This window comes from Streptomyces sp. NPDC059895, assembly GCF_042731035.1.
Lineage (GTDB): Bacteria > Actinomycetota > Actinomycetes > Streptomycetales > Streptomycetaceae > Streptomyces.
Genome location: NZ_JBHWKO010000031.1, coordinates 79,529 through 103,671, shown reverse-complemented (window position 1 = coordinate 103,671; position 24,143 = coordinate 79,529). Strand labels below are relative to the sequence as shown.

The 24,143-nt window shown below is 70.5% G+C and carries 29 protein-coding genes; 18 read left to right on the top strand and 11 right to left on the bottom strand.

What is annotated here, in order from left to right; all coding sequences use genetic code 11:
- Nucleotides 1–436 precede the first annotated feature (436 nt).
- Nucleotides 437–1,201, top strand: a complete 765-nt coding sequence (locus ACFV9M_RS29180) for a hypothetical protein (RefSeq protein WP_385070184.1) — start codon at nt 437–439, stop codon at nt 1,199–1,201.
- 358 nt (nt 1,202–1,559) lie between these two features.
- Here the strand turns inward: ACFV9M_RS29180 and ACFV9M_RS29175 are convergent, their stop codons facing one another.
- The 3 genes from ACFV9M_RS29175 to ACFV9M_RS29165 all read right to left on the bottom strand — a co-directional run bounded on the left by ACFV9M_RS29175 (nt 1,560) and on the right by ACFV9M_RS29165 (nt 3,351).
- On the bottom strand, nt 1,560–2,018 hold the full coding sequence (locus ACFV9M_RS29175; protein ID WP_385070187.1) for a hypothetical protein: 459 nt from the start codon (nt 2,016–2,018) through the stop codon (nt 1,560–1,562).
- A gap of 450 nt (nt 2,019–2,468) precedes the next feature.
- Entirely contained in the window at nt 2,469–2,897 is a 429-nt protein-coding gene (locus tag ACFV9M_RS29170; RefSeq protein WP_385070189.1) for an ATP-binding protein, read from the bottom strand.
- A gap of 46 nt (nt 2,898–2,943) precedes the next feature.
- Entirely contained in the window at nt 2,944–3,351 is a 408-nt protein-coding gene (locus ACFV9M_RS29165; protein WP_359270679.1) for an NUDIX hydrolase, read from the bottom strand.
- Nucleotides 3,352–3,460: 109 nt separating this feature from the next.
- On the opposite strand from ACFV9M_RS29165, the gene ACFV9M_RS29160 reads away from it, so the two are divergent.
- The 12 genes from ACFV9M_RS29160 to ACFV9M_RS29105 all read left to right on the top strand — a co-directional run bounded on the left by ACFV9M_RS29160 (nt 3,461) and on the right by ACFV9M_RS29105 (nt 11,351).
- Nucleotides 3,461–4,252 (top strand): GntR family transcriptional regulator, encoded by a 792-nt coding sequence (locus ACFV9M_RS29160; protein WP_385070192.1) that lies wholly within the window; start codon nt 3,461–3,463, stop codon nt 4,250–4,252.
- A gap of 171 nt (nt 4,253–4,423) precedes the next feature.
- Nucleotides 4,424–4,780: a hypothetical protein gene (locus tag ACFV9M_RS29155; protein WP_055635081.1), complete on the top strand. Its 357-nt coding sequence runs from the start codon at nt 4,424–4,426 to the stop codon at nt 4,778–4,780.
- On the top strand, nt 4,780–6,156 hold the full coding sequence (locus tag ACFV9M_RS29150; protein WP_385070195.1) for an FtsK/SpoIIIE domain-containing protein: 1,377 nt from the start codon (nt 4,780–4,782) through the stop codon (nt 6,154–6,156). The genes ACFV9M_RS29155 and ACFV9M_RS29150 overlap by 1 nt, the downstream gene beginning before the upstream one ends.
- A gap of 84 nt (nt 6,157–6,240) precedes the next feature.
- On the top strand, nt 6,241–6,882 hold the full coding sequence (locus ACFV9M_RS29145) for a DUF2637 domain-containing protein (protein WP_385070198.1): 642 nt from the start codon (nt 6,241–6,243) through the stop codon (nt 6,880–6,882).
- 3 nt (nt 6,883–6,885) lie between these two features.
- Nucleotides 6,886–7,071 carry a hypothetical protein gene (locus tag ACFV9M_RS29140; protein ID WP_385070201.1) on the top strand — a complete coding sequence of 62 codons (186 nt, stop codon included), beginning with the start codon at nt 6,886–6,888 and terminating at the stop codon, nt 7,069–7,071.
- Nucleotide 7,072: 1 nt separating this feature from the next.
- Nucleotides 7,073–7,264, top strand: a complete 192-nt coding sequence (locus tag ACFV9M_RS29135; protein WP_381814682.1) for a mobile element transfer protein — start codon at nt 7,073–7,075, stop codon at nt 7,262–7,264.
- A gap of 16 nt (nt 7,265–7,280) precedes the next feature.
- Entirely contained in the window at nt 7,281–7,475 is a 195-nt protein-coding gene (locus ACFV9M_RS29130) for a hypothetical protein (protein WP_385070203.1), read from the top strand.
- Between the two features lie 24 nt (nt 7,476–7,499).
- The gene (locus ACFV9M_RS29125) at nt 7,500–7,748 is read left to right on the top strand and encodes a SpdD protein (protein ID WP_385070206.1); all 249 of its coding nucleotides are present in this window, start codon (nt 7,500–7,502) and stop codon (nt 7,746–7,748) included.
- 25 nt (nt 7,749–7,773) lie between these two features.
- Complete coding sequence (locus ACFV9M_RS29120) at nt 7,774–9,195, top strand: replication initiator (protein WP_385070209.1); 1,422 nt, start codon at nt 7,774–7,776, stop codon at nt 9,193–9,195.
- Nucleotides 9,188–9,427, top strand: coding sequence for a helix-turn-helix transcriptional regulator (locus ACFV9M_RS29115; protein ID WP_385070212.1), 240 nt, complete (start codon nt 9,188–9,190; stop codon nt 9,425–9,427). The genes ACFV9M_RS29120 and ACFV9M_RS29115 overlap by 8 nt, the downstream gene beginning before the upstream one ends.
- Complete coding sequence (locus ACFV9M_RS29110; RefSeq protein ID WP_385070214.1) at nt 9,427–10,665, top strand: tyrosine-type recombinase/integrase; 1,239 nt, start codon at nt 9,427–9,429, stop codon at nt 10,663–10,665. Before ACFV9M_RS29115 ends, ACFV9M_RS29110 begins: the two co-directional genes overlap by 1 nt.
- A gap of 506 nt (nt 10,666–11,171) precedes the next feature.
- Nucleotides 11,172–11,351 (top strand): hypothetical protein, encoded by a 180-nt coding sequence (locus ACFV9M_RS29105; protein ID WP_385070216.1) that lies wholly within the window; start codon nt 11,172–11,174, stop codon nt 11,349–11,351.
- 97 nt (nt 11,352–11,448) lie between these two features.
- Here the strand turns inward: ACFV9M_RS29105 and ACFV9M_RS29100 are convergent, their stop codons facing one another.
- Entirely contained in the window at nt 11,449–12,210 is a 762-nt protein-coding gene (locus ACFV9M_RS29100; RefSeq protein WP_385070219.1) for a phosphoglyceromutase, read from the bottom strand.
- 206 nt (nt 12,211–12,416) lie between these two features.
- Between ACFV9M_RS29100 and ACFV9M_RS29095 the strand changes: the two genes are divergently transcribed.
- Nucleotides 12,417–13,679 (top strand): MDR family MFS transporter, encoded by a 1,263-nt coding sequence (locus ACFV9M_RS29095; RefSeq protein ID WP_385070222.1) that lies wholly within the window; start codon nt 12,417–12,419, stop codon nt 13,677–13,679.
- Between the two features lie 72 nt (nt 13,680–13,751).
- On the opposite strand, the gene ACFV9M_RS29090 is transcribed toward ACFV9M_RS29095, so the two are convergent.
- Nucleotides 13,752–14,195, bottom strand: coding sequence for a DUF2000 family protein (locus tag ACFV9M_RS29090; RefSeq protein WP_385070224.1), 444 nt, complete (start codon nt 14,193–14,195; stop codon nt 13,752–13,754).
- Nucleotides 14,196–14,244: 49 nt separating this feature from the next.
- Between ACFV9M_RS29090 and ACFV9M_RS29085 the strand changes: the two genes are divergently transcribed.
- Nucleotides 14,245–15,078, top strand: a complete 834-nt coding sequence (locus ACFV9M_RS29085; protein ID WP_385070227.1) for an AraC family transcriptional regulator — start codon at nt 14,245–14,247, stop codon at nt 15,076–15,078.
- Between the two features lie 199 nt (nt 15,079–15,277).
- Here the strand turns inward: ACFV9M_RS29085 and ACFV9M_RS29080 are convergent, their stop codons facing one another.
- The 3 genes from ACFV9M_RS29080 to mshA all read right to left on the bottom strand — a co-directional run bounded on the left by ACFV9M_RS29080 (nt 15,278) and on the right by mshA (nt 18,004).
- Nucleotides 15,278–16,081, bottom strand: a complete 804-nt coding sequence (locus tag ACFV9M_RS29080) for a hypothetical protein (RefSeq protein ID WP_385070229.1) — start codon at nt 16,079–16,081, stop codon at nt 15,278–15,280.
- A gap of 61 nt (nt 16,082–16,142) precedes the next feature.
- A complete protein-coding gene (locus ACFV9M_RS29075) occupies nt 16,143–16,661 on the bottom strand; it encodes a YbjN domain-containing protein (protein WP_385070232.1) in 519 nt (172 codons plus the stop codon).
- A 5-nt stretch (nt 16,662–16,666) separates the two neighbouring features.
- Nucleotides 16,667–18,004: a D-inositol-3-phosphate glycosyltransferase gene (gene mshA / locus ACFV9M_RS29070; protein WP_385070233.1), complete on the bottom strand. Its 1,338-nt coding sequence runs from the start codon at nt 18,002–18,004 to the stop codon at nt 16,667–16,669.
- Between the two features lie 226 nt (nt 18,005–18,230).
- On the opposite strand from mshA, the gene ACFV9M_RS29065 reads away from it, so the two are divergent.
- The 3 genes from ACFV9M_RS29065 to ACFV9M_RS29055 all read left to right on the top strand — a co-directional run bounded on the left by ACFV9M_RS29065 (nt 18,231) and on the right by ACFV9M_RS29055 (nt 21,990).
- Nucleotides 18,231–19,076, top strand: coding sequence for a class I SAM-dependent methyltransferase (locus ACFV9M_RS29065; RefSeq protein WP_385070236.1), 846 nt, complete (start codon nt 18,231–18,233; stop codon nt 19,074–19,076).
- Between the two features lie 164 nt (nt 19,077–19,240).
- Nucleotides 19,241–20,326 (top strand): NlpC/P60 family protein, encoded by a 1,086-nt coding sequence (locus ACFV9M_RS29060; RefSeq protein WP_385070238.1) that lies wholly within the window; start codon nt 19,241–19,243, stop codon nt 20,324–20,326.
- 281 nt (nt 20,327–20,607) lie between these two features.
- Nucleotides 20,608–21,990 carry a PP2C family protein-serine/threonine phosphatase gene (locus tag ACFV9M_RS29055; RefSeq protein ID WP_385070240.1) on the top strand — a complete coding sequence of 461 codons (1,383 nt, stop codon included), beginning with the start codon at nt 20,608–20,610 and terminating at the stop codon, nt 21,988–21,990.
- 178 nt (nt 21,991–22,168) lie between these two features.
- Here the strand turns inward: ACFV9M_RS29055 and ACFV9M_RS29050 are convergent, their stop codons facing one another.
- The 3 genes from ACFV9M_RS29050 to ACFV9M_RS29040 all read right to left on the bottom strand — a co-directional run bounded on the left by ACFV9M_RS29050 (nt 22,169) and on the right by ACFV9M_RS29040 (nt 23,970).
- A complete protein-coding gene (locus ACFV9M_RS29050; RefSeq protein WP_385070369.1) occupies nt 22,169–22,504 on the bottom strand; it encodes a DUF2516 family protein in 336 nt (111 codons plus the stop codon).
- 162 nt (nt 22,505–22,666) lie between these two features.
- Nucleotides 22,667–23,326, bottom strand: a complete 660-nt coding sequence (locus tag ACFV9M_RS29045; protein WP_385070371.1) for a hypothetical protein — start codon at nt 23,324–23,326, stop codon at nt 22,667–22,669.
- Between the two features lie 98 nt (nt 23,327–23,424).
- The gene (locus tag ACFV9M_RS29040) at nt 23,425–23,970 is read right to left on the bottom strand and encodes a helix-turn-helix domain-containing protein (protein ID WP_385070242.1); all 546 of its coding nucleotides are present in this window, start codon (nt 23,968–23,970) and stop codon (nt 23,425–23,427) included.
- Nucleotides 23,971–24,143 lie beyond the last annotated feature (173 nt).

The window sequence follows — 24,143 nt, the reverse complement described above, 5'->3', positions numbered from 1 at the left end:
GCTACGAACGCAAGGCCGAGCACTTCCTGGCCTTCACCGCCATCGCCTGCAGCCTCATCTGCTACCGCCGACTCGCCAAATGAGACGACGTCTTACTGCAGGTCCGGCCTGAGGGACCCCACCGGCAGCTCTGAATCTAGATAGGTGGTTGCGGGCGCTGCGTGTACCTGCGGAGGCATGCGCCAGAGTGAACACCGGAGCCGAGGAATCACCTGACCAAGGGTCCTATGATCGGTGACAGTCATAGCCATGGGCGGCCGGCACAGTGTCATGGTGGGTGCTATGGGCACCGAAAAGTGGGCATCACTACTGCGCCGGGATTGAGAATAAAGGGGGCGGAGTGGAAGAAGAGTCGACTCTAGCTGGCTCGAATGCGGAAGATCCGTTGGCCGTAAAGATTCGCTCGTGGCTCCTAGACCAGGGGTACCCACTAGAGATGAAGGTGGCCCGCCATTTCCGTGACAGCGGCATTCCGTTTGTTCAGTCGGAGTTTTACCGCGATCGAGAGTCGGATGATCTCCGAGAGATTGACATCAGCGCCAGAATTCCGCTCGGCGATATAGGATATCCCGACGCGATCCCTGCATTCTTGTGCCCCGTTGTCGAATGTAAGAGTTCCCCGGGGAAACCTTGGATCCTGTTCTCTGGCGGAGTCTCCCTTACAGACGCTGCCAAGGTCGCGCAACGCCACGTACTTGCAGAAGTCGGCAGGCATTGGCGCACCTACTCCCACCGCGCCTCAAGGGGGAAATTCAAGTCAGAGGAAAAATGGGAGGACAGGCTGCCGTTTTTTGCAATTAGCGAGAATAATGCTTACTCGGCTGTACGCACCAGCTTGGGGAAGAGTCGGGAAGATGCAGCCTATGCTGCGATGATGAGCGTCACGAAGGCTGCAGACGGGACGGCCAATATGTATCCTCACCGAGGAAATATGGCCTATCAGATTGCCGTGCCGATCATTGTCGTGGACGCTCCTATATTTACCTGCTCACTGGATTCCGAGGGTGATCCGGTGCTGTCGAGGATCGAAAAAGGGACTATCGTATGGAGAAATAAGGTGACTGCTGGTGGCCCTCCGCACGCAATCATCACCATTGTTTGCGAGCAGGCGATTCCCGAACTCTGCGCGGCTATTAATAAAACCGCCGAATCCCTTCGTGAAGACCTCAACCTTGTGCCGCGGCCGGTGCTCGAAGATTAGTTACTGACATAAGGTAGGTGGAGCGGCTTTGGGCTGGATCTGATTTGGTGCGAGTGATCATGGCCCATTACGCTAGCCAGCGGATCGGGCAGGTTTGTGAGCCTGCCCGCTAGCGCCCGATTTTGGGCCATGATCTTCGAGGCTCGCGCCAAATTGGCTGCCTAAAGCCGTGGAGCCGACCGGCCCCAGCCGCAGAGGGTTTTATCTGCTCAACCCGCATGCATGCAGCGCGCCGCCGGGCGCGGCCAGCCGGGGCGAAGACAGGAGGCAGGCCGCGCCCGGCGGCTCGCGCCCGCGCCGTGCGCGGGCCTTGAACCAGTAGAGAAAGTTGTAACGCATCGCTTCTAGGGGACTTGTGTCAGTCGAGGGTCACCAGGATCCAGAGACTGAGAAGCAAGCTCCCGACGCCTATGGCTGCGTGGAGCACCACCCAGAGCGCCCAAATCTTCAGTTTGAAGATCCGAGGAAACTCGGCCCGATGCTCCCTTTGGTTCTCTGCGATGAGGCCTGGCAGGTTGATCTCTGGGTGACGGAGCCCCAGCTCCTGACGCAAGCTGTCCGCGAGCCCGGAGTGAACGGCCCAACGCTCTCCGTACTTCGCACTGGCTACTGCGCCGAAGGTGCCCAGTACGCACAAGGGGAGTGTCAGGCCCAACGTGGAGGCCTCAAGGCCCTCTTGCTGAGTCAGGAAACCAAGAGCCGCAGCCGTCACGATGATCATGATGTTGGTCAGTGCAGCTCGTTGGTTCTCCATCTGCCGAGCTTCCTCGCGCTGCCCCTTCCACAGTTCGAGCAGGACGTCAGACTCGTCTGCCATGGATCCCTCCCCCTGAGACAGGTCCCCCGAGACCAGGAAAGCCCGGCCGAAGCCTTCAGCCAAGAGGGCCTCGTCATACGCCCCTTGCCGACCTGAAACTCAGTGCGCAAGCTGGGAGTTCTGTGCCCTGGCGGTGGGCGAGTGCCAGGAAGAGCACTGGTCGGACCGTCCATGTGATGCGTGTGCTGATGTGGGTGATGGATACGGTCCAGGGCTCGCGTTGTAGGAGCGCTCGGCGGGTGTCGATGCGGTGGTCGTAGAGGCGTTCCCAAGCTTCTGCACTGGCGGCTGCGTCGAGGGCCGGTGAGATGGTGCGGAGGATCGTCGCTACCCAGTTGTTCGCCTCCACGGCACCGCACGCGTCGTAGGACCCGAAGAGTGCCGGCGCCTGCTGCCCGTCCAGGTCCTGTGTCCAGCACTCGCACCAGAAGCCGGGGCTGGTCGTCGTCCTCAGCACAGGTGCCGTCCTCCTCGTACGTCCGTGAAGAGCTCCGCGGTGACCGTGTGGCCGGCCTCGCTGTCGTGGACGACGACCCGGTGGGCGATCGAGCTGACCATGCCGAGTCCGCGGCCGCCTTCGGCGTCCTGGTCCTGGTGCTCGATCTTCGGGGCCGTGCCCGTGCCTCCGTCGTCCGTCACCGATACGGCAACCACCTGGGCAGACACCGCCACGGCCAGGTGAAAGCTGCCCTGGTCCCGGCCGCTGGCCGTGTGGAGGATCGCGTTCGCGCTGAGCTCGCTCACGATCAGCTCGGCGTCCTCGGCAAAAGGGGAGCCGCGCAGGATGTCACGGGTCCAGCGGCGGGCTCGGCTGACCTCTTCCGGGAAACCTGGGCAAGACAGTCCCCAGACTCGCGTCATACTCGTATACTCGTGCATACAAGTTCCTTCATGCTGGTAGGCCGCCATGTGCAGCGGGTTCGGACTAGACGAGTTTCACGCCGTCGTGGGCGCGGATGGCCGGCGGGGACGCCGCGTCCAATGCGTCGGTGACGCGGATCGCGTAAGCCTCGTCGGCGAGTTCGGAGACTTCTTCACGGGTGGCCCAGCGCAGTGCGCGGGTCTCGTCGCCGGTGGTGGGCACACCGTCGGCTGCCTCGCAGCGGAAGACCAGCGAGACAATCAGGCCGGTCATGTTCTTGTAGACGCCGGTGAGGGTCGCGGGAAGCGCGATCTTGATGCCGGTCTCTTCGAGGACTTCGCGCTGGAGGGCTTCGGGGATGGTCTCCTCGCGTTCAAGGACACCGCCCGGGGGCTCCCACTTGCCGTTGTCCCGGCGCTGGATCAGGAGGGCCCGGCCCTGGTCGTCGACGACGACCCCGGCCACGCTCACGGAGTGCGGGCGTTCTGTGCTCACGTTCCTCGGCCCTCTCGGATGGCTAGGCTCTCCACCGTAGCAACAACACTCACCCACTCGTCTAGATACCTAAAGGAGTACACACGTGAGCCCTTCACTTCCTTCGGGCCTGCTCGGTGATCTCGACCCCACGAGCGATCGTGCGGTCTTCCGGCAGATCGCCGATCAACTGCGCGAAGCCATCGACCGGGGGCGGTTCCGGGAGGGCGAGAAGCTGCCTTCGGAAGCTGAGCTGGTGGACCACTATGGGGTGTCCCGGATGACCGTCCGCAACTCCTTCTCCGTCCTCCAGGGTGAGGGCCTGGTGCACGCCGAGCACGGCAAGGGCGTGTTCGTCCGGCCACGTCCGCCGGTGCGGCGGCTCGCCTCCGACCGGTTCGCCCGGCGCCACCGCGAGCAGGGGAAGTCCGCGTTCATCGTGGAGGCGGATGCCGCCGGCAGTCACCCCCAGGTCGACAGTCTTGAGGTGAAGGAAGAAAAGGCCAGTCAGGACGTCTCCACCCGGCTCGGGTCTGTGCGGCGGGTGCTCGCCCGGCGGCGCCGGTATCTCCTCGACGGGCGTCCGGTCGAGTTCGCGACCTCCTACCTGCCGCTCGACATCGCCCGCGGTACGCAGATCGCCGAACCGAACCCCGGTCCCGGCGGCATCTACGCCCGCCTCGAAGAGCTGGGTCACCGCCTCGACCACTTCGAGGAGGAGATCCGTGCCCGGATGCCCTCGCCCGCCGAGGTCAAGACGCTCCGCCTGGCGGCCGGCGTGCCCGTCATCCACCTGATCCGCACCGCCTTCGACACCGAGGGACGGCCCGTGGAGGTCTGTGACACGGTCATGGCGGCGGACGCGTACGTCCTGTCGTACCAGCTCCCGGCCACGTGAGCGGGTGACCGGCGGTGGTGCGCGGGGGACACTTCCTCGAACTCGTACACCCCAACAGGCATACTCGTATAGACGAGTGGGCAAGTTGTGTGGCAGGGTGATCCTCGTGAGCCCGGGAGATCGGGTTCGCAGATCGCTACATGTATAGACGAGTAGATAGGGGAGTGTGCTGTGCGCACCATCCGTGTTGAGACCTCCGCCGCGACGATCCTGCTCACGGAGGCCCCGGAACCGAAGGTCCGCGACCGGCAGACCGGCGAGATCGCCAAGGACGCCGTGAGCGGTGAGGCGCTGATGACCATCGGCGTCGTGTACATCGAGGACGGAGAGTCCTCGCTCATCAAGGTCACCGTCCCGGAGGGCGGCGTCACCGAGGGCCTGATCCTGGGCTCGCCCGTCTCGCTGCCGGGGCTGATCGCCCGGCCGTGGGAGTCCGTGTTCAACGGGCAGCAGCGTCACGGCATCGCCTACCGGGCCGCCGCCGTCACCCCGGCCGCCTTCCCGGCCGCCATGGGGGCCACTGCCTGATGACCGATCTGACAACGCTCCTGGAGGTGGGTGGTCCTGTCGCCGCGCTCGGTGGCGGGGCCGCCTACGCCCGGGCCAACCACCCGGGTCTGTACTGGTCGGCGGTCGGCGGTCCGATATCCACCGTCCGGCTGCTCAGCTCGTACGCCTCGGTCATGGAAGCCTGCGGCCTGACCGTGGCCCCGTCCCGGCTGCGGGTCCTCGCTGTCAAGGCCACCACCCGGCGGGAGATCCGGCCTGTGCCGCCCCGGCGGGGCATCATCCGGCCCACCTCGACCGGGCTGCGGCTGCGGCTCCGCCTCGCTCCGGGGCAGGAACCCGCCGACGTCGCCGCCTCCGCCGAACGGCTGCGGCACGCCTGGGGCGTCCACGCCGTCTACGTCACCACCGTCAAGCCCGGTGTCGTCGAACTGCGGCTCGTCGGCTTCGATGTCCTGCGCAAGGTGCGGATGCCGCGCAAGACCGATGGCGGGTTGCTCAGGGTGCCGGTCGCGCTGCGGGAGGACGCCATGCCCTTCGTACGCGACTACCGGGCCGTACCCCACCAACTGACCCTGGGCGCAACACTGTCGGGCAAGTCCATGTACCTGCGGCATCTCGTCTCCGGGCTCGCCCGTCAGAACGTCGCCCTGGTCGGCCTCGACTGCAAGCGCGGTGTCGAGCTGGCCCCGTTCGCCCCACGGCTGTCCGCCCTCGCCACCGAGCCGGACGAAGCCGCTGAACTGCTGCCCGTCCTGGTCAAAGAGATGGAGGACCGATACGACCTGATCAGAGCCCGGCAGGGCATCGCCCCCGGCACCCCGGACGAAGAGATCACCTCAGACATCTGGGGCCTGCCGGAACACCAACGGCCCGTTCCCGTCGTGCTGTTCGTCGACGAGGTGGCGGAACTCTTCCTCGTCGCCACGAAGAAGGACGAGGAACGGCGAGACGAGATGGTCACCCAGCTCATCCGCCTCGCCCAGCTCGGCCGTGCGGCCGGCATCTACCTGGAAGTCTGCGGGCAGCGCTTCGGCGCCGAACTCGGCAAGGGCGCCACCATGCTCCGGGCCCAGCTCACCGGCCGCGTCTGCCACCGCGTCAACGACGAAGCCTCCGCCAAGATGGCCTTGGGGGACATCGCCCCGGAAGCGGTCACGGCCGCCTGCGCCATCGCCCCTGAACTGCCCGGCCTCGCCGTCGCGGGCGACACGTCCGGCGGCTGGTCCCGCATCCGCACCCCCTACCTCTCCCTCGGCGCCGCCGCCGACATCTGCCAACAGACGGCCCACCTGGTGCCCGGCCTGCCCGCACTGGAGCCCTTCCGGCCCGCCGTCCCCGTACGGCCCGTTGAGGCCCCCGTTCCGGCCGTCCAGCCTCACCCCGTCACCGACTGACACCCCTTCCCGCCCCGGTCGGCGTGACCGCCTCGCGCCATCTCCCTACCCCTCCCATGCCTGAACCCGGAAGGAGTCGCCATCATGCGCGCCCCACTGGCCCGCCTCGACGCGGTGCTCGTACAGGCGCTCATCGCCGCCGCGCTGTCCTTCGCCCACATCCACGACATCGCCATGGCCGCCGGACAAGACGGCTGGAAGGCGTGGGCCTACCCGGTGTCCGTAGACCTGCTGCTTGTCGCCGCCTGGCGTCGACTGCGCTCCGGCACCGCAAAGGCGGCGGCCTGGTGCTGGTTCGTCATCGCGCTGGCTGCGTCCCTGGGCGCGAACGTCGCCACCGCCGGCCTCCTCGACCTGACCGACGTACCGGCCTGGCTGCGCATCCTCGTCGCAGGCTGGCCCGCCGTCGCCTTCCTCGGCGGAACCCTCCTTGCCCACTCGGCACCCAAGACGGCCCCGGCCGCCGAGGTCATCGAGGACCAGGAGGACGCCCCCGAACCCACCGAAGAGCCGCCCGCCCCCGACCTGCCCGCCATCGAGGCACCCCCGGAACGCCCTCCCGTACCGGTCCCAGCCGCCCTCATCGACCACGCCCGCAAGGTCGCCGCCGAGCATCACACACGGACCGGCACGCCGATCGACACCCCAACCCTCCGGGCCCGCCTCGGCGTCCCGGCACCCATGGCCGAAGCCATCGCCGCCCACCTCGCACCGACAGGGAGCTGACCCGTGCCCCTCTTCACCTTCAACACCGCCGCCGACTACCTCGACGCGGCCCGCCAGATGGCCGTCAGCGGTCGGCCCGCGCTCGCCCGGCTCCTCGCCGAAGCTGCCGCCGACTGCACCTCGGACCCCGCCGAAGCGGCCCGCATCCTCGACTCCTTCCCCGCCCCCACCCCGCGAGAGGAGCCCTGACATGCCCGCCAACCGCCGCTTCCGCAACGTCACCCGCATCGGCCCCGTCCAGGTCGGCACCGCCTACGACGGTCGCGGCCGCGAGAAGCACACCGCCGCCTGCACCGCCCCGCGCTGCAACTTCTCCGCCGACTACGACAGCCGCGCCGCCGCCGAACTGGCCGCCCGCACCCACCGCTGCCCCGTCCGCTGAAAGGACCCCGCACCCCGTGACGCTCAACCTCCCCCTCGTCGTCGTCCTCGGCTTCTTCGCCTGGGCGGCGGTCAAATACCTCGGCGTCCGCACCTGGATCGTCGTCCTGATCGCCCTCTTCGGCTTCTGGCTCTCGCACACCTTCCCGGCCCCCGCCATCGAGTCCGGCACACGCAACGGCGTGACCGTCATAAACGGCCAACACATCTAGACGAGTAGATAGGAGATCGCAGCCGTGTTCCTGCCCAAGTACCCGGACAACCCCACCCCGCAGCCCACCCACACCCACGCCCCCACCGACCCGGCCCCCGCCCGGCGTCCCGCGTTCCCGGCGGTCTCCATCGATCAGAAGACCGTCGCGGCCGTCCTCGTCGGCGGAGTCGTCCTCACCGCGCTCCTGGCCGCCGTCGCCGTCACGGCCATCTCGGTCGCCGTCGCCGCCGTGGTCCTGCGCTCCCTGCTCCGCGACCACCACCGCCGCTGACCAGCGGTCCGGCCTCCGGAGCGGCATGACACGCCCAAGCATCCGCCGCCCCGGTGGCCCACCCCTCCCGACCAGTGCCCGTCAGAAGGAGACCGTCATCTTCGCCCGCCCCACCCCGCCCCCACTCCCGGAACTCGGCAAGCTCGCCGCAGACGGCACCCTGCCCGGTATCCTCCGCCAGCTCTCCGGACTCGGCGGCTGCACCCACCCGATCCGCCTGGACGGCCACCGCACCGAGTACGACGTCGACACCACCACCGGTGAGATCGGCCGCATCCTCCAGCACCTCGACTCAACCACCCTCCCGGCCGGCCAACTCCTCGTCCGCTGCAACAACCGCCGCACCACCCGCTGCCCGGCCTGCTCCGAGATCTACCGCCGCGACACCTTCCAACTGATCACCGCCGGACTGCGGGGCGGCAAGGGCACCCCTGAACACGTCGCCGCCCACCCCCGGGTCTTCGCCACCTTCACCGCTCCCGGCTTCGGCCCGGTCCACAACCGCCGCACTGACGGTCGCCCCTGCCGCTGTGGCATGGAGCACGACCAGGAGGACGAGGCGCTCGGGACCCCGCTGAACCCGGACACCTACGACTACGAGGCGTCCGTGCTCTGGAACGCGCACGCCGGGTCCCTCTGGCGGCGCTTCTCGATCTATCTGCGCCGGGAGGTCGCCAAGCGCGCGGGCCTGTCACAGCGCCGCCTCCGCGACCACGCCCGCGTCTCCTTCGCCAAGGTCGCCGAGTACCAGAAGCGTGGGGCCGTCCACTTTCACGCCGTGATCCGCATCGACGGCCCCGGCGGCGGAGACACCACACCCCCGGCCTGGGCCACCGCCGAGCTGCTCACCGACGCCATCGGTGCCGCCGCATCCAAGGTCAAGGTCGACGGCCCCACCCTCGACGACCGCACCCACACCTTCACCTTCGGCCGCCAACTCGACGTCCGCACCATCCGATCCGCCGACTTCAACGACGGCCAGGAGCTGACCGAGCGGGCCGTAGCGGCGTACATCGCCAAGTACGCCACCAAGGGCGCCGAGACGGCCACGGGAGCTCTCGACCGTCCGCTGAAGTTCGCCGCCGAACTCGCCCAGCTCGACATCAGCGAACACGCCCGCCGCCTCATCCGAACCGCCTGGACCCTCGGCGCACGCAAGGACCTCGAACACCTCCGCCTGCGCGCCTGGGCTCACATGCTCGGCTTCCGCGGCCACTTCTCCACCAAGTCCCGCCGCTACTCCACCACCCTCGGCGCCCTCCGCGACGCCCGCGCCGAATGGCGCCGAGCACAAGCCGCAGCCAACACCCCCGACAACGGGCCTGAAACGACGTACGTCCTCGGGCACTGGGTCTTCGCCGGAACTGGCCTCTCCGACGCCGAAGCCTGGCTGGCCGCATCCATCGAACCCGCCCCTGGTACAGAAGGAGAACCCACCTGTGGCTAACCGACGCCTCGCCCTGGCCAACGTGGCCACCGAACCGCGCGCCCTGCCCTCGCGGTACCTCACCCCTGACGACCTGGTGGAGATGTTCGAGCTGCCCAGCGTCGAAACGGTCTACCAGTGGCGCCGCAAGCGCACCGGACCCCGTGGCTTCCGGGTCGGCCGGCACCTGCGCTTCGACCCGGCGGACGTGTGGGCCTGGGTGGACTCCCAGCGTGAGGGGGCGGCTGCCTGATGGCTGGGCACATCCAAGATCGCTGGTACAAGACCGAGGTTGGGTCGGACGGCAAGACACGCAAGGTGAAGAGCGAGCGCTACGGCTCCGGCTTGCGCTACCGGGCCCGTTACATCGGCCCGGACGGTACGGAGAAGTCCAAGAGCTTCCCCGACCGGCAGAAGCGTCTTGCTGATCAGTGGCTGGCGCAGACCGAGGCGGACATGGCGCGCGGGCAGTACATCGACCCGCGCGCGGCCCGAATCACGTTCCAGCAGTACGCGGAGAAGTGGGTAACTCACGCGCCCGATCCGAACACCCAGGCTTCAATGGAGTCGCAGCTTCGGCTGCACGCGTTCCCGTACCTGGGGCCGCGTCCCCTCGGGTCCTTCCAGCCTGCGCACATCCGCGACTGGGTGGGACGGCTACAGGAGAACGGCATCCGGGGGTCGTACGCCCGGACCATCTACTCCAACGTTCGTGCCGTCCTGAGCGCGGCGGTGGACGACGGGCACCTTCCCCGGAACCCGTGTGCCGCTCGCTCCGTCCGGCCGCCGACCGTGGATGCCAAGCGCATCGTCCCCTGGACACCGGAACGGGTCTTCGCCGTCCAGGCCGGCATGCCGGAGCGCTTCCGGGCCATGGTCGACCTGGGCGGCGGCTGCGGTCTGCGACAGGGCGAGATCCTCGGCGTCGCCGTCGACGCGATCGACTTCACGTCGAGCACGCTCCACGTGGTCCAGCAACTCAAGCTGAGCCGCAGTAAGGCTGTGTTCGCCCCGCCCAAGGGCGGCAAGCTGCGGGACGTTCCGCTCCCTGGGCCGGTCGCTGATGCGCTCCGGGCCCACATGAAGCGGTTCCCACCCGTCGACGTCACCTTGCCGTGGAAGGTGGCGGACGGGCCTCCTGTCACCAAGCGGCTGATCTTCACTGGGCCCCGCGGCGGTCACGTCTGGCGGACGTCCCTCAACGAGGAGGTGTGGAAGCGGGCGCTGGCCTCGGCAGGCGTGATCCCCGATCGGAAGCCGGGCAAGTCGTACGCCGAGTCCCGCGAGAACGGCATGCACGCGCTACGGCACTTCTACGCGTCGGTGCTCTTGGACGCCGGAGAGAACATCAAGGCTCTGGCCGAGTACCTCGGCCACTCGGATCCGGGCCTGACGCTCCGTGTGTACGCACATCTCATGCCATCCAGTCAGGAGCGCACACGGAAGACGATTACAAGCACCTACGAAAACAGCGGTGCGCGCACAGAATAGCCAGGGAAAGCGTTAACGGGAAAGCGTTAACGGGAAAGCGTTAACGGGAAAGCGTTAACGGGAAAGCGTTAACGGGAAAGCTTAGCAAGTAATCGAATCCCCTTACCTCGCGAGGTAAGGGGATTCCTGTCTGTCGCACAGAACAGCCTGGAGAACAACGCAGCTCCGAAGGCGCGGGACAGTACCCGGGGGCACGATGCTGTCAAGTGGCATGGGCGAGCATGGGCGAGACAGCACGGAGCAGCCCGGGCGACACGAGGCGCCTGGAAAGATTGGAAAGTCTTGAAAGGTTTTCAAGAAAGGTTGGACCGCTCCGGCCGTCCACGATCGTGGACACTCTGTCCACGCAAACGAACGAGGCGGCTTTTAGCTGCACGTTTGTATGGCGCGTGATGACTATGAGAAAGTTCCAGCGATGTGCGAATGCCGCCCGGGCCTGGGCGGCATTCGCTTCCATTTCCGCGCTCGGAAACCCTAGCCAGGAACCAACCACAGATGGAGGCCCCATGGTCCCACGCACAGGTGTCAGCGTCGACATCTGTCCCCGCGACTTGCCGATCGCGCTCATCGGCTCAGCCGGCGGCGCGCTCGCCCTGTGGGCCGATGCTCCCACCGAGGTCGTCATCCCCGTGGCGTTGCTGATCGTCCTCGACATCCGCATCCGTCGCTGGCGCCGACGAACCTGACGGCCCAACCAGCACCTCACGGCCCAGAGACGGCCCAGCACAGCAACAAGCCCCCTACCAACGGGAAAACCGCAGGTAGGGGGCTTAACGCGTCCGCTTACTTCTTCTTGCCCTGGTTCTTGACCGCCTCGATGGCTGCCGCGGCCGCCTCAGGGTCGAGGTAGCGGCCTCCCGGGGTGACCGGCTTGAAGTCGGCGTCGAGTTCGTAGAACAGCGGGATGCCCGTCGGGATGTTCAGGCCCGCGATGTCGGCGTCGGAGATGCCGTCGAGGTGCTTGACGAGGGCGCGGAGGCTGTTGCCGTGGGCGGCGACGAGGACCGTGCGGCCGGTGAGGAGGTCCGGGACGATGCCGTCGTACCAGTAGGGGAGCATGCGGAGGACGACGTCCTTGAGGCACTCCGTGCGGGGGCGGAGCTCCGGGGGGATCGTGGCGTAGCGCGCGTCGTCCGACTGGGAGAACTCGGTGCCGTCCTCGAGGGGCGGGGGCGGGGTGTCGTAGGAGCGGCGCCACAGCATGAACTGCTCCTCGCCGAACTCGGCCAGGGTCTGGGCCTTGTCCTTGCCCTGGAGGGCGCCGTAGTGGCGCTCGTTCAGGCGCCAGGAGCGGTGGACCGGGATCCAGTGGCGGTCCGCGGACTCCAGGGCCAGCTGCGCGGTGCGGATCGCGCGCTTCTGGAGGGAGGTGTGGACCACGTCGGGGAGGAGGTCGGCGTCCTTCAGGAGCTCGCCACCGCGGACTGCCTCCTTCTCGCCCTTCTCGTTGAGGTTGACGTCCACCCAGCCGGTGAACAGGTTCTTCGCGTTCCACTCGCTCTCGCCGTGGCGGAGGAGGATCAGCTTGTACGGTGCGTCGGCCATGTGGATGAGCGTAATCGAAGGGGCGTCCCGGCCCGCCCCGCGCCCGTAGGGCGGACGCCCGGGCGGGCACGCGGCGGGCATACGGCGGGCACGCTGGGCGCGGCAGCGGCACAGTTGACTGTTTCTGTTAATCGAGTGGCCCCCGGGGCCGGCCGCTCCGTAAGTTCTCGGTACCACCTGCGCCGCTTACATTCGGGGGATCATCCATGCCCGTCGCCACCTTGAGACGTGCCGCCCGCGAGACCGTCTCCGGGCTGCCCCGCGAGTTCTGGTGGCTGTGGACCAGCACCCTCGTCAACCGGCTCGGCGCCTTCGTCGCCACCTTCATGGCGCTGTACCTGACCCTCGACCGCGGGTACTCCGCCTCCTACGCCGGACTCGTCGCCGCGCTGCACGGGCTCGGCGGGGTGGTCTCCTCCCTCGGCGGCGGGGTGATGGCCGACCGGCTCGGGCGGCGGCCCACGCTGCTCGTCGCCCAGGTCGCCACCGCCTTCTCCGTGGCGTTGCTCGGCTTCGTGCACCACCCCGTCGTCATCGCCGGCGTGGCCTTCCTCGTCGGGGCGGCCTCCAACGCCTCCCGGCCCGCCGTACAGGCGATGATGGCCGACATCGTGCGGCCGCAGGACCGGGTCCGGGCGTTCTCCCTCAACTACTGGGCCATCAACCTCGGCTTCGCCGTCTCCTCCATGGCCGCCGGGTTCATTGCCGAGGTCAGCTACCTCGCCGGCTTCCTCATCGAGGCCGGCATGACCCTCGTCTGCGCGGTCGTCGTCTTCCTCAAGCTGCCCGAGTCACGTCCCCGGCCGGCGGACAAGACCCTCCGGGAAGACTCCGTCGGGCTGCGGACCGTGCTGCGCGACGGGCGGTTCATGGGGCTGGTCGGGCTGTCGTTCCTGGTCGCCTTCGTCTTCCAGCAGGGCTCCATCGGGCTGCCCGTGGCGATGGGCGCGGCCGGCTTCACCCCGGCCGACTACGGCATGGCCATCGCCGTCAACGGCGTCCTCATCGTCGCGCTCCAGATCCCGGTCACCCGGTTCATCGAGCACCGGGATCCGGGACGGCTGCTCGTGATCTCGTCGCTCCTCGCCGGGTACGGCTTCGGGCTGACCGCCTTCGCCGGGTCCGTCGGCGTCTTCGCGCTCACCGTCTGCGTATGGACCCTCGCCGAGATCGTCAACGCCCCCACCCAGACCGGGCTCGTCGTCCGTCTCTCCCCGGTGGACGGACGCGGCCGCTACCAGGGCATGTACACCCTGTCGTGGGCGGCGGCGTCGCTCCTCGCCCCGCTGATGTCCGGCGTCGTCATCGACCGGTTCGGGGCGGAGTGGCTGTGGGGGCTGTGCGCGGTCGTCGGGACGGCGGCCGGGGCCGGGTACGCCGTGCTGATGCGCCGGCTGCCCGCGCAGGCGGTGGAGACCGCCGGTGCGCCCGGGCCGGCCGCCGCCACGCCCGAGGTCAGCGCCGCCTGACGGGCGGGGCGGTGCCCCCCGGCCCGGCAGTCTCCCCGGCTCAGTGAAGGGACGGCCCAGCGGCCCGTCTCCTCACGGATGCATCCGCGCCCCCTTCAGCACCTTGTCCACCGCGTTGCGCGGGCCGTACACCGCCAGTCCCACCAGGTCCAGCGCGTCCGTCCCCACGGCCCGCACCGCCGCGCGGTTGTCGCGGTCGTTGCCGGTGGCGAAGAGGTCGCCGGTGAACACCGCGCGCGGCAGGGCGCGGGAGAGCACGCGCGCGTGGGCCGCCGTCAACGTCTCCTTCGAGCCCTCGAAGACCAGCACCGGCTGGCGGAACATCGGCAGGTAGGGGACGCCGTCCGCGTCCTCGTACGGCTCCCCGACGACCTCGGGGAGCTCGGTGCCCAGGCCGCTGACCAGGAACGCGGTGACGTTCAGGCGCTGCCAGGTCTCCAGGTCCTCGCGCAGCAGGACGGCGATCTTCGTGTCGAAGCGGACGGGCGGGGTCGTGCGGGTCGGTGCGTCGTTCATGGTCCGAGGCTGCCGTCCGGACCGCGGCGGCGTCTTGTACGTTCTTTGCATGGCCTCCGCTCAGGGCAGGGCCGCGCAGCCCACCGCCGACGTCTCCGCCTGGCGCCCCCGCGTCCGGGGCGTCGTGGAGGTCTTCCACGCGCACTTCACGGGGTACGCCTACCCGATGCACGTCCACGAGGCGTGGACGCTGCTGATCGTCGACGACGGGGCCGTACGGTACGACCTCGACCGGCACGAGCACGGGACGCCGCACGACACGGTGTCGCTGCTGCCGCCGCACGTGCCGCACAACGGCTCCCCCGTCACCCCGGACGGTTTCCGCAAGCGGGTGCTGTACCTGGACACGAGCGTGCTCGGCGAGGAGCTGATCGGGCCCGCCGTGGACGGGCCCGACCTGCGCGACCCGCTGCTGCGGCGGCGGGTCGGCCAGCTGCACGCGGCCCTCGCCCGGCCCGGGGACGAGCTGGAGGCCGACAGCCGGCTGACGCTGGTCGGCGAGCGGCTGCGCGGCCATCTGCGGCCCCGGCAGCCCCCGCGGCCGGCCCGGCGCGACCCCGTCCTGGCGCGCCGGCTGCGCGACCTCCTCGACGGGCGCGTCGTGGAGGGCGTCACGCTCGACACGGCCGCCGGGCTGCTCCAGGCGCATCCGGCGCATCTGGTACGGGCGTTCAGCGGGGCGTACGGCATCGCGCCGCACCAGTACCTGACGGCCCGCCGGGTCGACCGGGCCCGCCGGCTGCTGCTCGACGGGCTGCCGGCGGGCGAGGTCGCGGCGACCGCCGGCTTCTACGACCAGGCCCATCTCACCCGGCACTTCCGGCGGCTGGTGGGGGTGACGCCGGGGCGCTACGGCTACGGGACGGCCGCGGTCTCGGGGTGAGCCGCCGAGGACCGCGGGAAGAGCCGCCGCAGGACTGCGGGGAGACGCCGCGGACGCGGGGAGAGCCTCCGCGTCCGCGGCGTGACGTCGACGTACCGGCCACCCGCCGTCGCCACCGGCCACCCGACCTCGCCACCGGCCACCCGACCTCGCCACCGGCCACCCGACCTCGCCACCGGCCACTCGACCTCGCCGCCGGCTACCTGACGTCGACGTAGTCGCCGGCCGCGGTCGCGCCGCCGGTCGTGGTGGTCTCGCTGAAGGTCCAGCGCCAGTAGCCGTCGGTGGTGGCGGTGACCGTGGTCTTCAGGGCGCCCGCCGAGTCCGCCCTGACGGTCTTGACGGTCGCGTAGGTGCTCGTCCCGGCCTTGCGGAACTGCAACTTGGCCGCCTTGCCGCCGTAGCCGACGTAGGTGTGCTTGGCCCAGTCCGCGCGGGTGAGCCTGCCGGTGACGGTGAGTGTCCTGCCCTTGGCGACCGGTTCCGGGGAGGCGTTGGCGGTGGCCTTGGCGGCGCGCTTGAGCTGGGTGCTGCCCAGGCCGGTCAGGTACTCCTGGCTCTTGAGGTGGTCGTCCGCCGTCCAGAGCATCGCGTTGAAGGCGATCTTCCAGGTCGTGGCGTCGTTGTTGGAGTCCAGGCGGTAGGGCGGGTCGATGTAGAAGTCGCCCGAGCAGTCGGCGGCGCGGGGGCCGTCCTCGTCGCAGACGATGGTGCCGTGCCAGATTCCGCCGCTGGTGAAGCCCGCGGCCGGGGTGGTGTCGTGGTACAGGAACGGGTTCGCGCTCACGGTGGCGAGCGAGTACCCCGCGGGCCAGGTCACGCGGTAGCTGACGGTGGGCCGCACTTCCTGGGTGGTGCCGACGACGACGGGCCTGCCGCCGTTGATCACCACGTCGGACACCGTGATACCGGTGTCCGCCGCCTCCGCGGCCGGTGCGGCGAACGCCGTCAGGGCGAGCGCTCCCGCGAGGGCGGCCACGGTGGTGGTTCTGCCTGCGCGCATGCACGACCTCTTCACAGGTAAGGGATGGATCGCGGCAGGCTAACAGCAGGTCAGAGGGTTTTCAGTCACCGGGGCGGCGGGTGAGGTGGCGGAAGGCGTCCAGATTGCGGGTGGACTCGCCGCGGGAGACGCGCCAGGCGTACTCGCGGCGGATCGCGGAGGCGAAACCGAGCTCCAGGAGGGTGTTGAAGGCGCCGTCGGCGGCCTCCAGGACCTGGCCGAGGAGGCGGTCGATCTCGTCGGGGGTGACCGCGGCGAGGGGGAGGCGGGCGGTGACGTAGACGTCGCCGAGGTGGTCGACGGCGTAACTCACGCCGTAGAGCTTGAGGTTGCGCTCCAGGAGCCAGCGGTGGACGCCGGCCTCGTTCTCGTCGGGGTGGCGGATGACGAAGGCGTTCAGGGAGAGCGAGTGGCGGCCGGCGATGAGGGACACGGTCGTCTTCAGTTTGCGGGTGCCGGGGAGCTGCACGACGTAGGTGCCGGGCTCGGGGCGCTCCCACTCCAGTTCGGCGTCCTTCAGGACGTCCTCGACGACGTGCGCGGCCGCCTTCTGCGCGTCGGCCCTGTGCGCCTCAGTCATGCCACTCACCCATGCGGGGAGCGTACGCGACGGCGGTGGGCCTGTGTCGCGGCCGCGTAGACGTCGGCGGTGGCGGCGGCCGCGGTGTCCCAGCCGAAGGACCGGGCGTGCCGGGCGGCGGCCGCGCCCATGCGGGCGGCGAGGTCCGGGGTGTCGGCGAACTCGGCGAGCACGCGCGCGTAGCGGGCCGGTTCGTGGCCCTGCACCAGGACGCCGGTCTCACGGTCGCGCACGGCCACCGGCAGCCCGCCGACCGCGGCGGCCAGCACGGGCGTCCCGGCCGCCTGCGCCTCTATGGCGACCAGGCCGAAGGACTCGCTGTAGGAGGGGACGACGAGGACGGAGGCGGCGCGGAACCAGTCCGCGAGCTGCTCCTGGCCGACGGGCGGCCGGAACCGTACGACGTCGGAGACGCCGAGGCGGGCGGCGAGCTTCTGCAGCCCCTCCGGCTTGGCGAGGCCGCTGCCGCTGGGGCCGCCGACCACGGGCACGACGATCCGGGAGCGCAGCTCGGGGCGCTCGTCGAGGAGGACGGCCACGGCGCGCAGCAGGATGTCGGGGGCCTTGAGGGGCTGGATGCGGCCCGCGAAGAGCGGGATCAGGGCGTCCTGCGGCAGCCCCAGGCGGGCGCGGGCGGCGGCGCGGCCGTCGGCGGGGCGGAAGCGGTCGAGGTTGACGCCGGGGTGGACGACGGCGACCTTGGCGCGGTCGGCTTGGTAGTGCCGGACGAGTTCGTCGGCCTCCTCCGCCGTGTTGGCGATCAGCCGGTCGGCGGCGGCGACGATCTGGGTCTCGCCGATGACGCGGGCGGCGGGCTCGGGACTGTCGCCGTCGGCGAGGTTGGCGTTCTTGACCTTGGCCATGGTGTGCATGGCGTGCACCAGGGGGGCGCCCCAGCGCTGGGCGGCGAGCCAGCCGACGTGCCCGGACAGCCAGTAGTGCGAGTGGACGAGGTCGTAGTGGCCGGGGCGGTGGCCGGCCCAGGCCTGCATCACTCCGTGGGTGAAGGCGCACAGCTGGGCGGGGAGATCCTCCTTGGCGAGGCCCTCGTAGGGTCCCGCGTCGACGTGCCGGACGAGGACGCCGGGGGCGAGGTCGACGGTCGGCGGGAGGCCGCCGGTCGTGGCGCGCGTGAAGATCTCCACCTCGATGTCGATCGCGGCGAGGCGCTGCGCGAGCTCGACGATGTAGACGTTCATGCCGCCGGCGTCGCCCGTGCCGGGCTGGTGCAGCGGCGAGGTGTGCACCGAGAGCATGGCGACGCGGCGGGGGCGGCGGTGCAGCCGGAGCCGCGCGGGTGCCGTCCCGGAGCGACGCCCGAGCCTGCCGATGTACTGGCTCACGTGGCGTTCCTCCTAGCTGCGGGCATGCCGGACGGAGGATGTGCGGCACCCTCCGAGGGGGTGCAACGCCCGAGGGAGCCGCCGCCATTCCGGCGGGCCCCCGGTCGCGGACGTTTTTGCCCAGGCGTTACCGGGGATCGCTCAACCGTTCGAGGGCGGGGTGCGTCCACCCGTGGTCCCGCCGTCATGGATACCGACGTCATGGACACCGAATACCCTCAAAGGCATGACATCCCGCGCGGCCCTCCCCCACTCTCGGCTTCGCTCGAGCGGGGGGACCCCCGTCGTGGGCACGGTCACGCGCGGCACGACCAACCCCAACCGGCTGCGCCGCATGGACCGCTGGATCGCCGCGGCGCACGGCCGTGAGCTGCGCCGCGCCGACCGCGCCGTGGCCGTCGACCTCGGCTACGGCGCCGCCCCCTGGACGGCCGTCGAGCTGCTGGCCCGCCTGCGCTCCGTCGCGCCCCGCGCGCGCGTGGTGGGCGTCGAGATCGAACCGGCGCGGGTCGCGGCGGCCAGGCCGTACGAGCGGGACGGCCTCGTCTTCCGGCACGGCGGCTTCGAGGTCCCGCTCCCCGGCCGGCCCCACCTCATCCGCGCCGCGAACGTGCTGCGGCAGTACGACGAGGGTGAGGTCGCCGCCGTCTGGGAGCGGCTGTGCGCACGGCTCGCGCCGGCGACGGAGACCTCGCGCGGGGGGCTGCTCGTCGAGGGGACCTGCGACGAGATCGGGCGGCGGCACGTGTGGGTCGCGCTCGGCCCCGAGGGCCCCCGCACGGTCACCTTCGCGACCCGGCTGGGCTCCCTGGAACGGCCCTCGGACCTGGCGGAACGGCTGCCGAAGGCGCTGATCCACCGCAATGTGCCCGGCGAGCCCGTGCACGCCTTCCTCCGCGACTTCGACCGCGCCTGGGCCGCCGCCGCGCCCTACGCCTCGTACGGCGCGCGCCAGCGGTGGATCCGGACCGTGCGGGACCTGACCCGGGACTGGCCGGTGAGGGACGGCCCGGCGCGGTGGCGGCAGGGGGAAGTGACGGTGGCGTGGGGGGCGCTGGCCCCGCGGGGGTAGCACCGGGAACGATCTCCCTGAGGCGTTCGTCACAGAGGCGGGGACTTCGTCATGGCGGGGCGGGAACGGGGGGAAGGACTTCCCCTGTCGTTTACCGGCGGGGCGTGGCACGATCCCTCGGGCAACCGTAGGTTACTGACGGTATATCAGCTTTGGGGGGATGTATGGGTACGGGCAAGCGCGCCCTGCTCGCGGTGGCCGTGACCGTGGTCTGCGCGATCGTCGTGCCGGCGGTGCCGGGTACGGCGTTCGCGGCTCCGAGCCCCACACCGGCCCCGACGACCGCGCCCACGCTCACCCCGCCGCCGTCGCACAGCGCGGACCTGGAGGCGATCCGCGAGAAGCTCGACACGCTGTACCACGACGCCGCGGTCGCCACCGACGCCTACAACGCGGCCGAGGAGCAGGCCAAGAAGCAGTCCGCGGAGCTGATCGAGCTGGCCGCCAAGATCGTCGAGGGGCGCGAGGAGTTGGAGGCGCTGAAGGACCGCGCGGGCGCCGCGGCCCGCTCGCAGTACCGCGGCGGCGGCCTGCCGGACGAGGCCCAGCTGCTGCTCAGCGACGATCCGGGCGACTTCCTCGACGGCGCGGGCCGGGTGCTCCAGGGGCAGCGGGCGACCACGGGCCTGATCGCCGACATGACCCGCACCCAGCAGGACCTGGAGCAGTACTCCGCCGACGCCTCCGCCCAGTGGCAGAAGCTGGAGGCCCACCGCAAGGCCAAGGCCACCGCCCAGAAGGAGATCGAGAAGCAGATCGCGGCGGCCGAGAAGCTCGAGTCCCAGCTGGAGAAGGAGGAGAAGGAACGCCTCGCCCAGCTCCAGGAACAGGCCGCGCAGCAGGCGCAGACCGCCTGGCTGGGCACCGGCGTGCTCGACGGCGCCCAGGGCGAGGCGACCGAGCAGGGCCTGGAGGCCGTCCGGTACGCCACCGCGCAGGTCGGCAAGCCGTACGTGTGGGGCGCCGAGGGCCCCGACTCCTTCGACTGCTCCGGCCTCACCTCCCAGGCGTGGACGAACGCCGGCCGCACCATCCCGCGCACCTCGCAGGAGCAGTGGCGGCAGCTCGAGCGGGTCGCGGTCGCGGAGCTGCGTCCCGGCGACCTGATCATCTACTTCGACGACGCCAGCCACGTCGGGCTGTACGTGGGGGACGGCTCGATCGTCCACGCCCCGCGCCCGGGGCGGACGGTGACCGTCGCGGGGGCCGGTTCGATGCCGATCCTCGGGGTGGTGCGGCCGGACGCGTGAGGCCGGACACAGGGGCGGCGGCCGCCCGTGACCGCGGCCACGTGACCCACCGCACGCCTCTCGGCCACCAAACCTGCCGCCGACGTGACGTTCGTCATTCCCGCGCCCCATCCACCCTGCCCAACTGCGGTACGGATCGCGGCATATGACAGTGGCCTGAGATCAAGCGGCGTGCTCCACACCATTCCGCTGCGGCGCCTTCTGCCGCTATGGTCCCCGTCGGTGGGTCGAGGTCCCTCGTCCCCGCCATGCCCTCGGGGGGAGGGAAGGAACCCAACACGATGCCCGTACCCGTACCGCGGCAGAGAGCGATCCCGGCCGTGGAGTGCGGTCAGGCGCAGGCCGCCCCCGCAGTCGGTGGCCCCTCCAAGGAAGAAGCCCCGCGCACGGACGACCGGAACGACGCCCGCGACGAGGCGATCGGGACGACGCCGGTCGGCGACGACGCCACGCCCGGCGGCGCCCCCTCCGGCGTGAGCGCCGCCGCCCACCCCACCAACCTCACACTGCTGCTGATCGAGGACGACCCCACGGCCGCCCCGATCGTGCCCGGTCTGCTGGACTCGTCCGGCAAGCCGATCCGCGTGCGCACCGCCCGCAACCTCACCGAGGCCGAGCGGCTGCTCACCGACGACGTCCACTGCATCCTGCTGGACCTCGCCCTGCCCGCCCCGGGCCGCGCCGACGAGCACGACGAACTCGCCGTGCTCCGGCACGTGCTGCGGCTCGCGCCCCGGCACGCCGTGCTCGCGCTGACCGCGTCCGGCGACGCCGAGCGCGGGGCCGAGGCGGTGCGGGTGGGCGCCCAGGACTACCTGTTCCGCGACGAGCTGGACGGACGGCTGCTGAGCCGCGCCATCCGGTACGCGGTGGAGCGCAAACGGTCCGACACGGCCGAGCGGCGGCTCGCCGAGGGCAGGCTGCGCGCCCAGGAGAACGCCCGCCTGGAGCGCGGACTGCTGCCCACGCCCCTGCTGGACGGCTCCCCGCTGCGCTTCGCCGCCCGCTACCGCCCCGGCCGCTCCCGCGCGCTGCTCGGCGGTGACTTCTACGACACCGTCCGCACCCCGGACGGCACGGTCCACACCATGATCGGCGATGTCCGCGGCCACGGCCCGGACGAGGCCGCCCTCGGGGTGGAGCTGCGGATCGCCTGGCGGGCGCTGACCCTGGCCGGGCTGTGCGGCGACCAACTGCTGAACACGCTTCAGCAGGTGCTGGAGCACGAACGCGACGACGACGAGATCTTCGCGACGCTGTGCACGGTGGACATCGCGCCCGACGGCCGCCGTGCCGGCCTGTGCCTGGCCGGCCACCCGGCCCCGCTGATCGCCCGCCCGGACCAGCCGCCCCGGCTGCTGCCCTACGACAACAACGGCCCCGCCCTGGGGCTGCTGCCGGGCGCCCGCTGGCCGCGGACGCAGGTCGAGCTGGGCGCCGCGTGGAGCCTGATGCTGTACACCGACGGCCTCATCGAGGGACGCGTCGGGGACGGCAAGGAGCGGCTGGGGCAGGACGGCATGGTGGAGATGATCGGCCGCCAGCTCGCGTCGGGCCTGCACGGCGAGAACCTGCTGCGGGCGGCCGTCAACGAGGTCCGCGAGCTGAACGGCGGCGAGCTGACGGACGACGTGGCGGTCGTCCTGCTGGACCGGGTGCCTTAGCGCTCCGCTGGGGGTGCCGGGATCGGGTTGCGCCGATGGGGGCCGAGGGGGGTGCGTGGTGTGCCGGGCGCGGGTCGTTCGGGGCTGGTCGCGCCCACGCGGCGGAGCCGCGTGACGAGGCCGCCCCGCGCCCCTCGGGGGCGGCGCCCCCTCGAAAAGCTTTTCAGCGAAGCGCTTTTCAGCGGCCGCCGTTGTACGGACCGTACGGGCCGTCGCTGCTGGAGCCGCCCCGGCGGCTGCGGCCGCCGCCCGGCAGGGAGCGGAGGGCGGGCCGGACGTCGACCATGTACACGATGGTCGCGATCAGGCCGATGATCGGCAGGAACGACAGGATGTTGAAGATCAGGTTCACCACGAAGGCGAGCCCGAGGACGATCAGCCAGAACGGCTTGGTCTGCTTGTCCGCGGCACGGTAGCCGTCCTCGCGGCGGATGGCCGCGTCGAACAGCGCGAAGCCGCTGAACACGATCAGCGCCAGGCTCAACAGCGACATGAACCCGGCGAACCCCTGCATCAGCACTACGTCCACCACCCGACTCGGCACGGCTCGTCCTTACGCGGCCACCGTACCCGCAACCACGCTTCCGTCACCCGTACAACGGGCCGGGCACCCTCCGAGTGCCCGGCCCGTGGCCGTATCCCCGAGCGATCCGCGCGCGGGGGTGTGCCCGTGTCCTCACTCGGCCGGCGGGGTCGTCTTCTTCGCGGTGGTCTTGCGGGCGGCCGGGGTCTTCTTGGCGGGGGCGTTCTTCGCCGGGGCAGGCTCGGCCGCGGCTTCGGCGGGCTTCGGCTCGTCCTCGACCTCGACCGGCTCGGGCTTCGGATCGTCCTTGCCCTCGACGACGATCGCCAGTTCCTCGATCTCCTCGGCGGCCTCGCCGCGCCAGGTCCGCACGGCCTGCTCGCCGTGCTCGGCGACCTTCTCGTAGGTCTCGCGGGCCTTCACGGCGTACTCGGCGGCGACGCCGACACTGCGCAGCGCGAGGTCCTGGGCGGTCTCGCCGAACTTCTTCAGGTCGGCGTCGAGGGTGCTGCTCAGCTTCTTCAGGTCGCCGTCGAGGGCGCCGAGGAACTCGCCCACCTTGGTCTGGAAGGTCTCCTGCGCCTCCTTGGCCCTGGCTCCGGCCTCCTTCGCGCGGGCGGCGGCCCGCTCCTGGACGGCCTTGGGGTCGGTGTTGCGGACCGCCTCGAACCGGGCCGGCGCCTCGGTGCGCAGCTGCTCGACCAGGCCCGGCACCTTCTTCGCCTGCTGGAGGGCCAGGTCGGCGGTGCCGGCCGCGAAGTAGAGGGGGGTCGGGTCGCTGAGGGTCTTGCGCAGGTCGTCGGTGATGGCCATGGTGATGGTCCTCCCGTGGTCGCGTTCGTCGCGTTGTTCGCGTTCGTGGATGTCGGTCGGTGCGGGTCCGCAGTCGGGCGGCCGGTCCACCGGTCCGGTCAATCGGCCTTCCGCTGCGGATCGTCGTCGGTGCCACCGGCCGTGCGGGGGTCGTCGACGGTGCCACCGGCCGCGCGGGGGTCGTCGACGGTGCCACCGGCCGTGCGGGGGTCGTCGACGGTGCCACCGGCCGTGCGGGTGTCGTCGTCGGGTACGGCGGCGTCGTCCTGGGCGTCCACCGCGCCGTCGCCGACCGCGAATCCGTTCTCCTTGCGGAAGGACTCGTAGATCTGCAGCAGCGCCTGCTTCTGCGGCCCGGTCAGCGTGGGATCGGCGAGGATGACGGCTCGCGTCTCGACCTCGTCCCGGTCCCGTTCGGCATCGAGGATGCCGGCGCGCACGTACAGCGTCTCGGCGGAGATCCGCAGCGCCTTGGCGACCTGCTGCAACACCTCCGCGCTGGGCTTGCGCAGCCCGCGCTCGATCTGACTCAGGTACGGATTGGACACCCCGGCGGCGTCGGCGAGCTGCCGCAGCGAGAGCTGGGCGTTTCGCCGCTGCTCGCGCAGGTACTCGCCGAGATTGCCGACCTTGAGCGATGCCATGCCTCCAGCGTGCCCCACCGTCGCTAACAATTGCAAGCACCTGCTTGCAGAAGTGTGTCGCGCCGTCGTCGCACCCCGGGCCCGCCCGAGGCCGGGGTGACCTGTCTCGCTGGAGGTGGGCCAGTCTCGGTGTATCCGAGCCATCTGGCTGTGTGTCTCGGTCAACCTCGGCC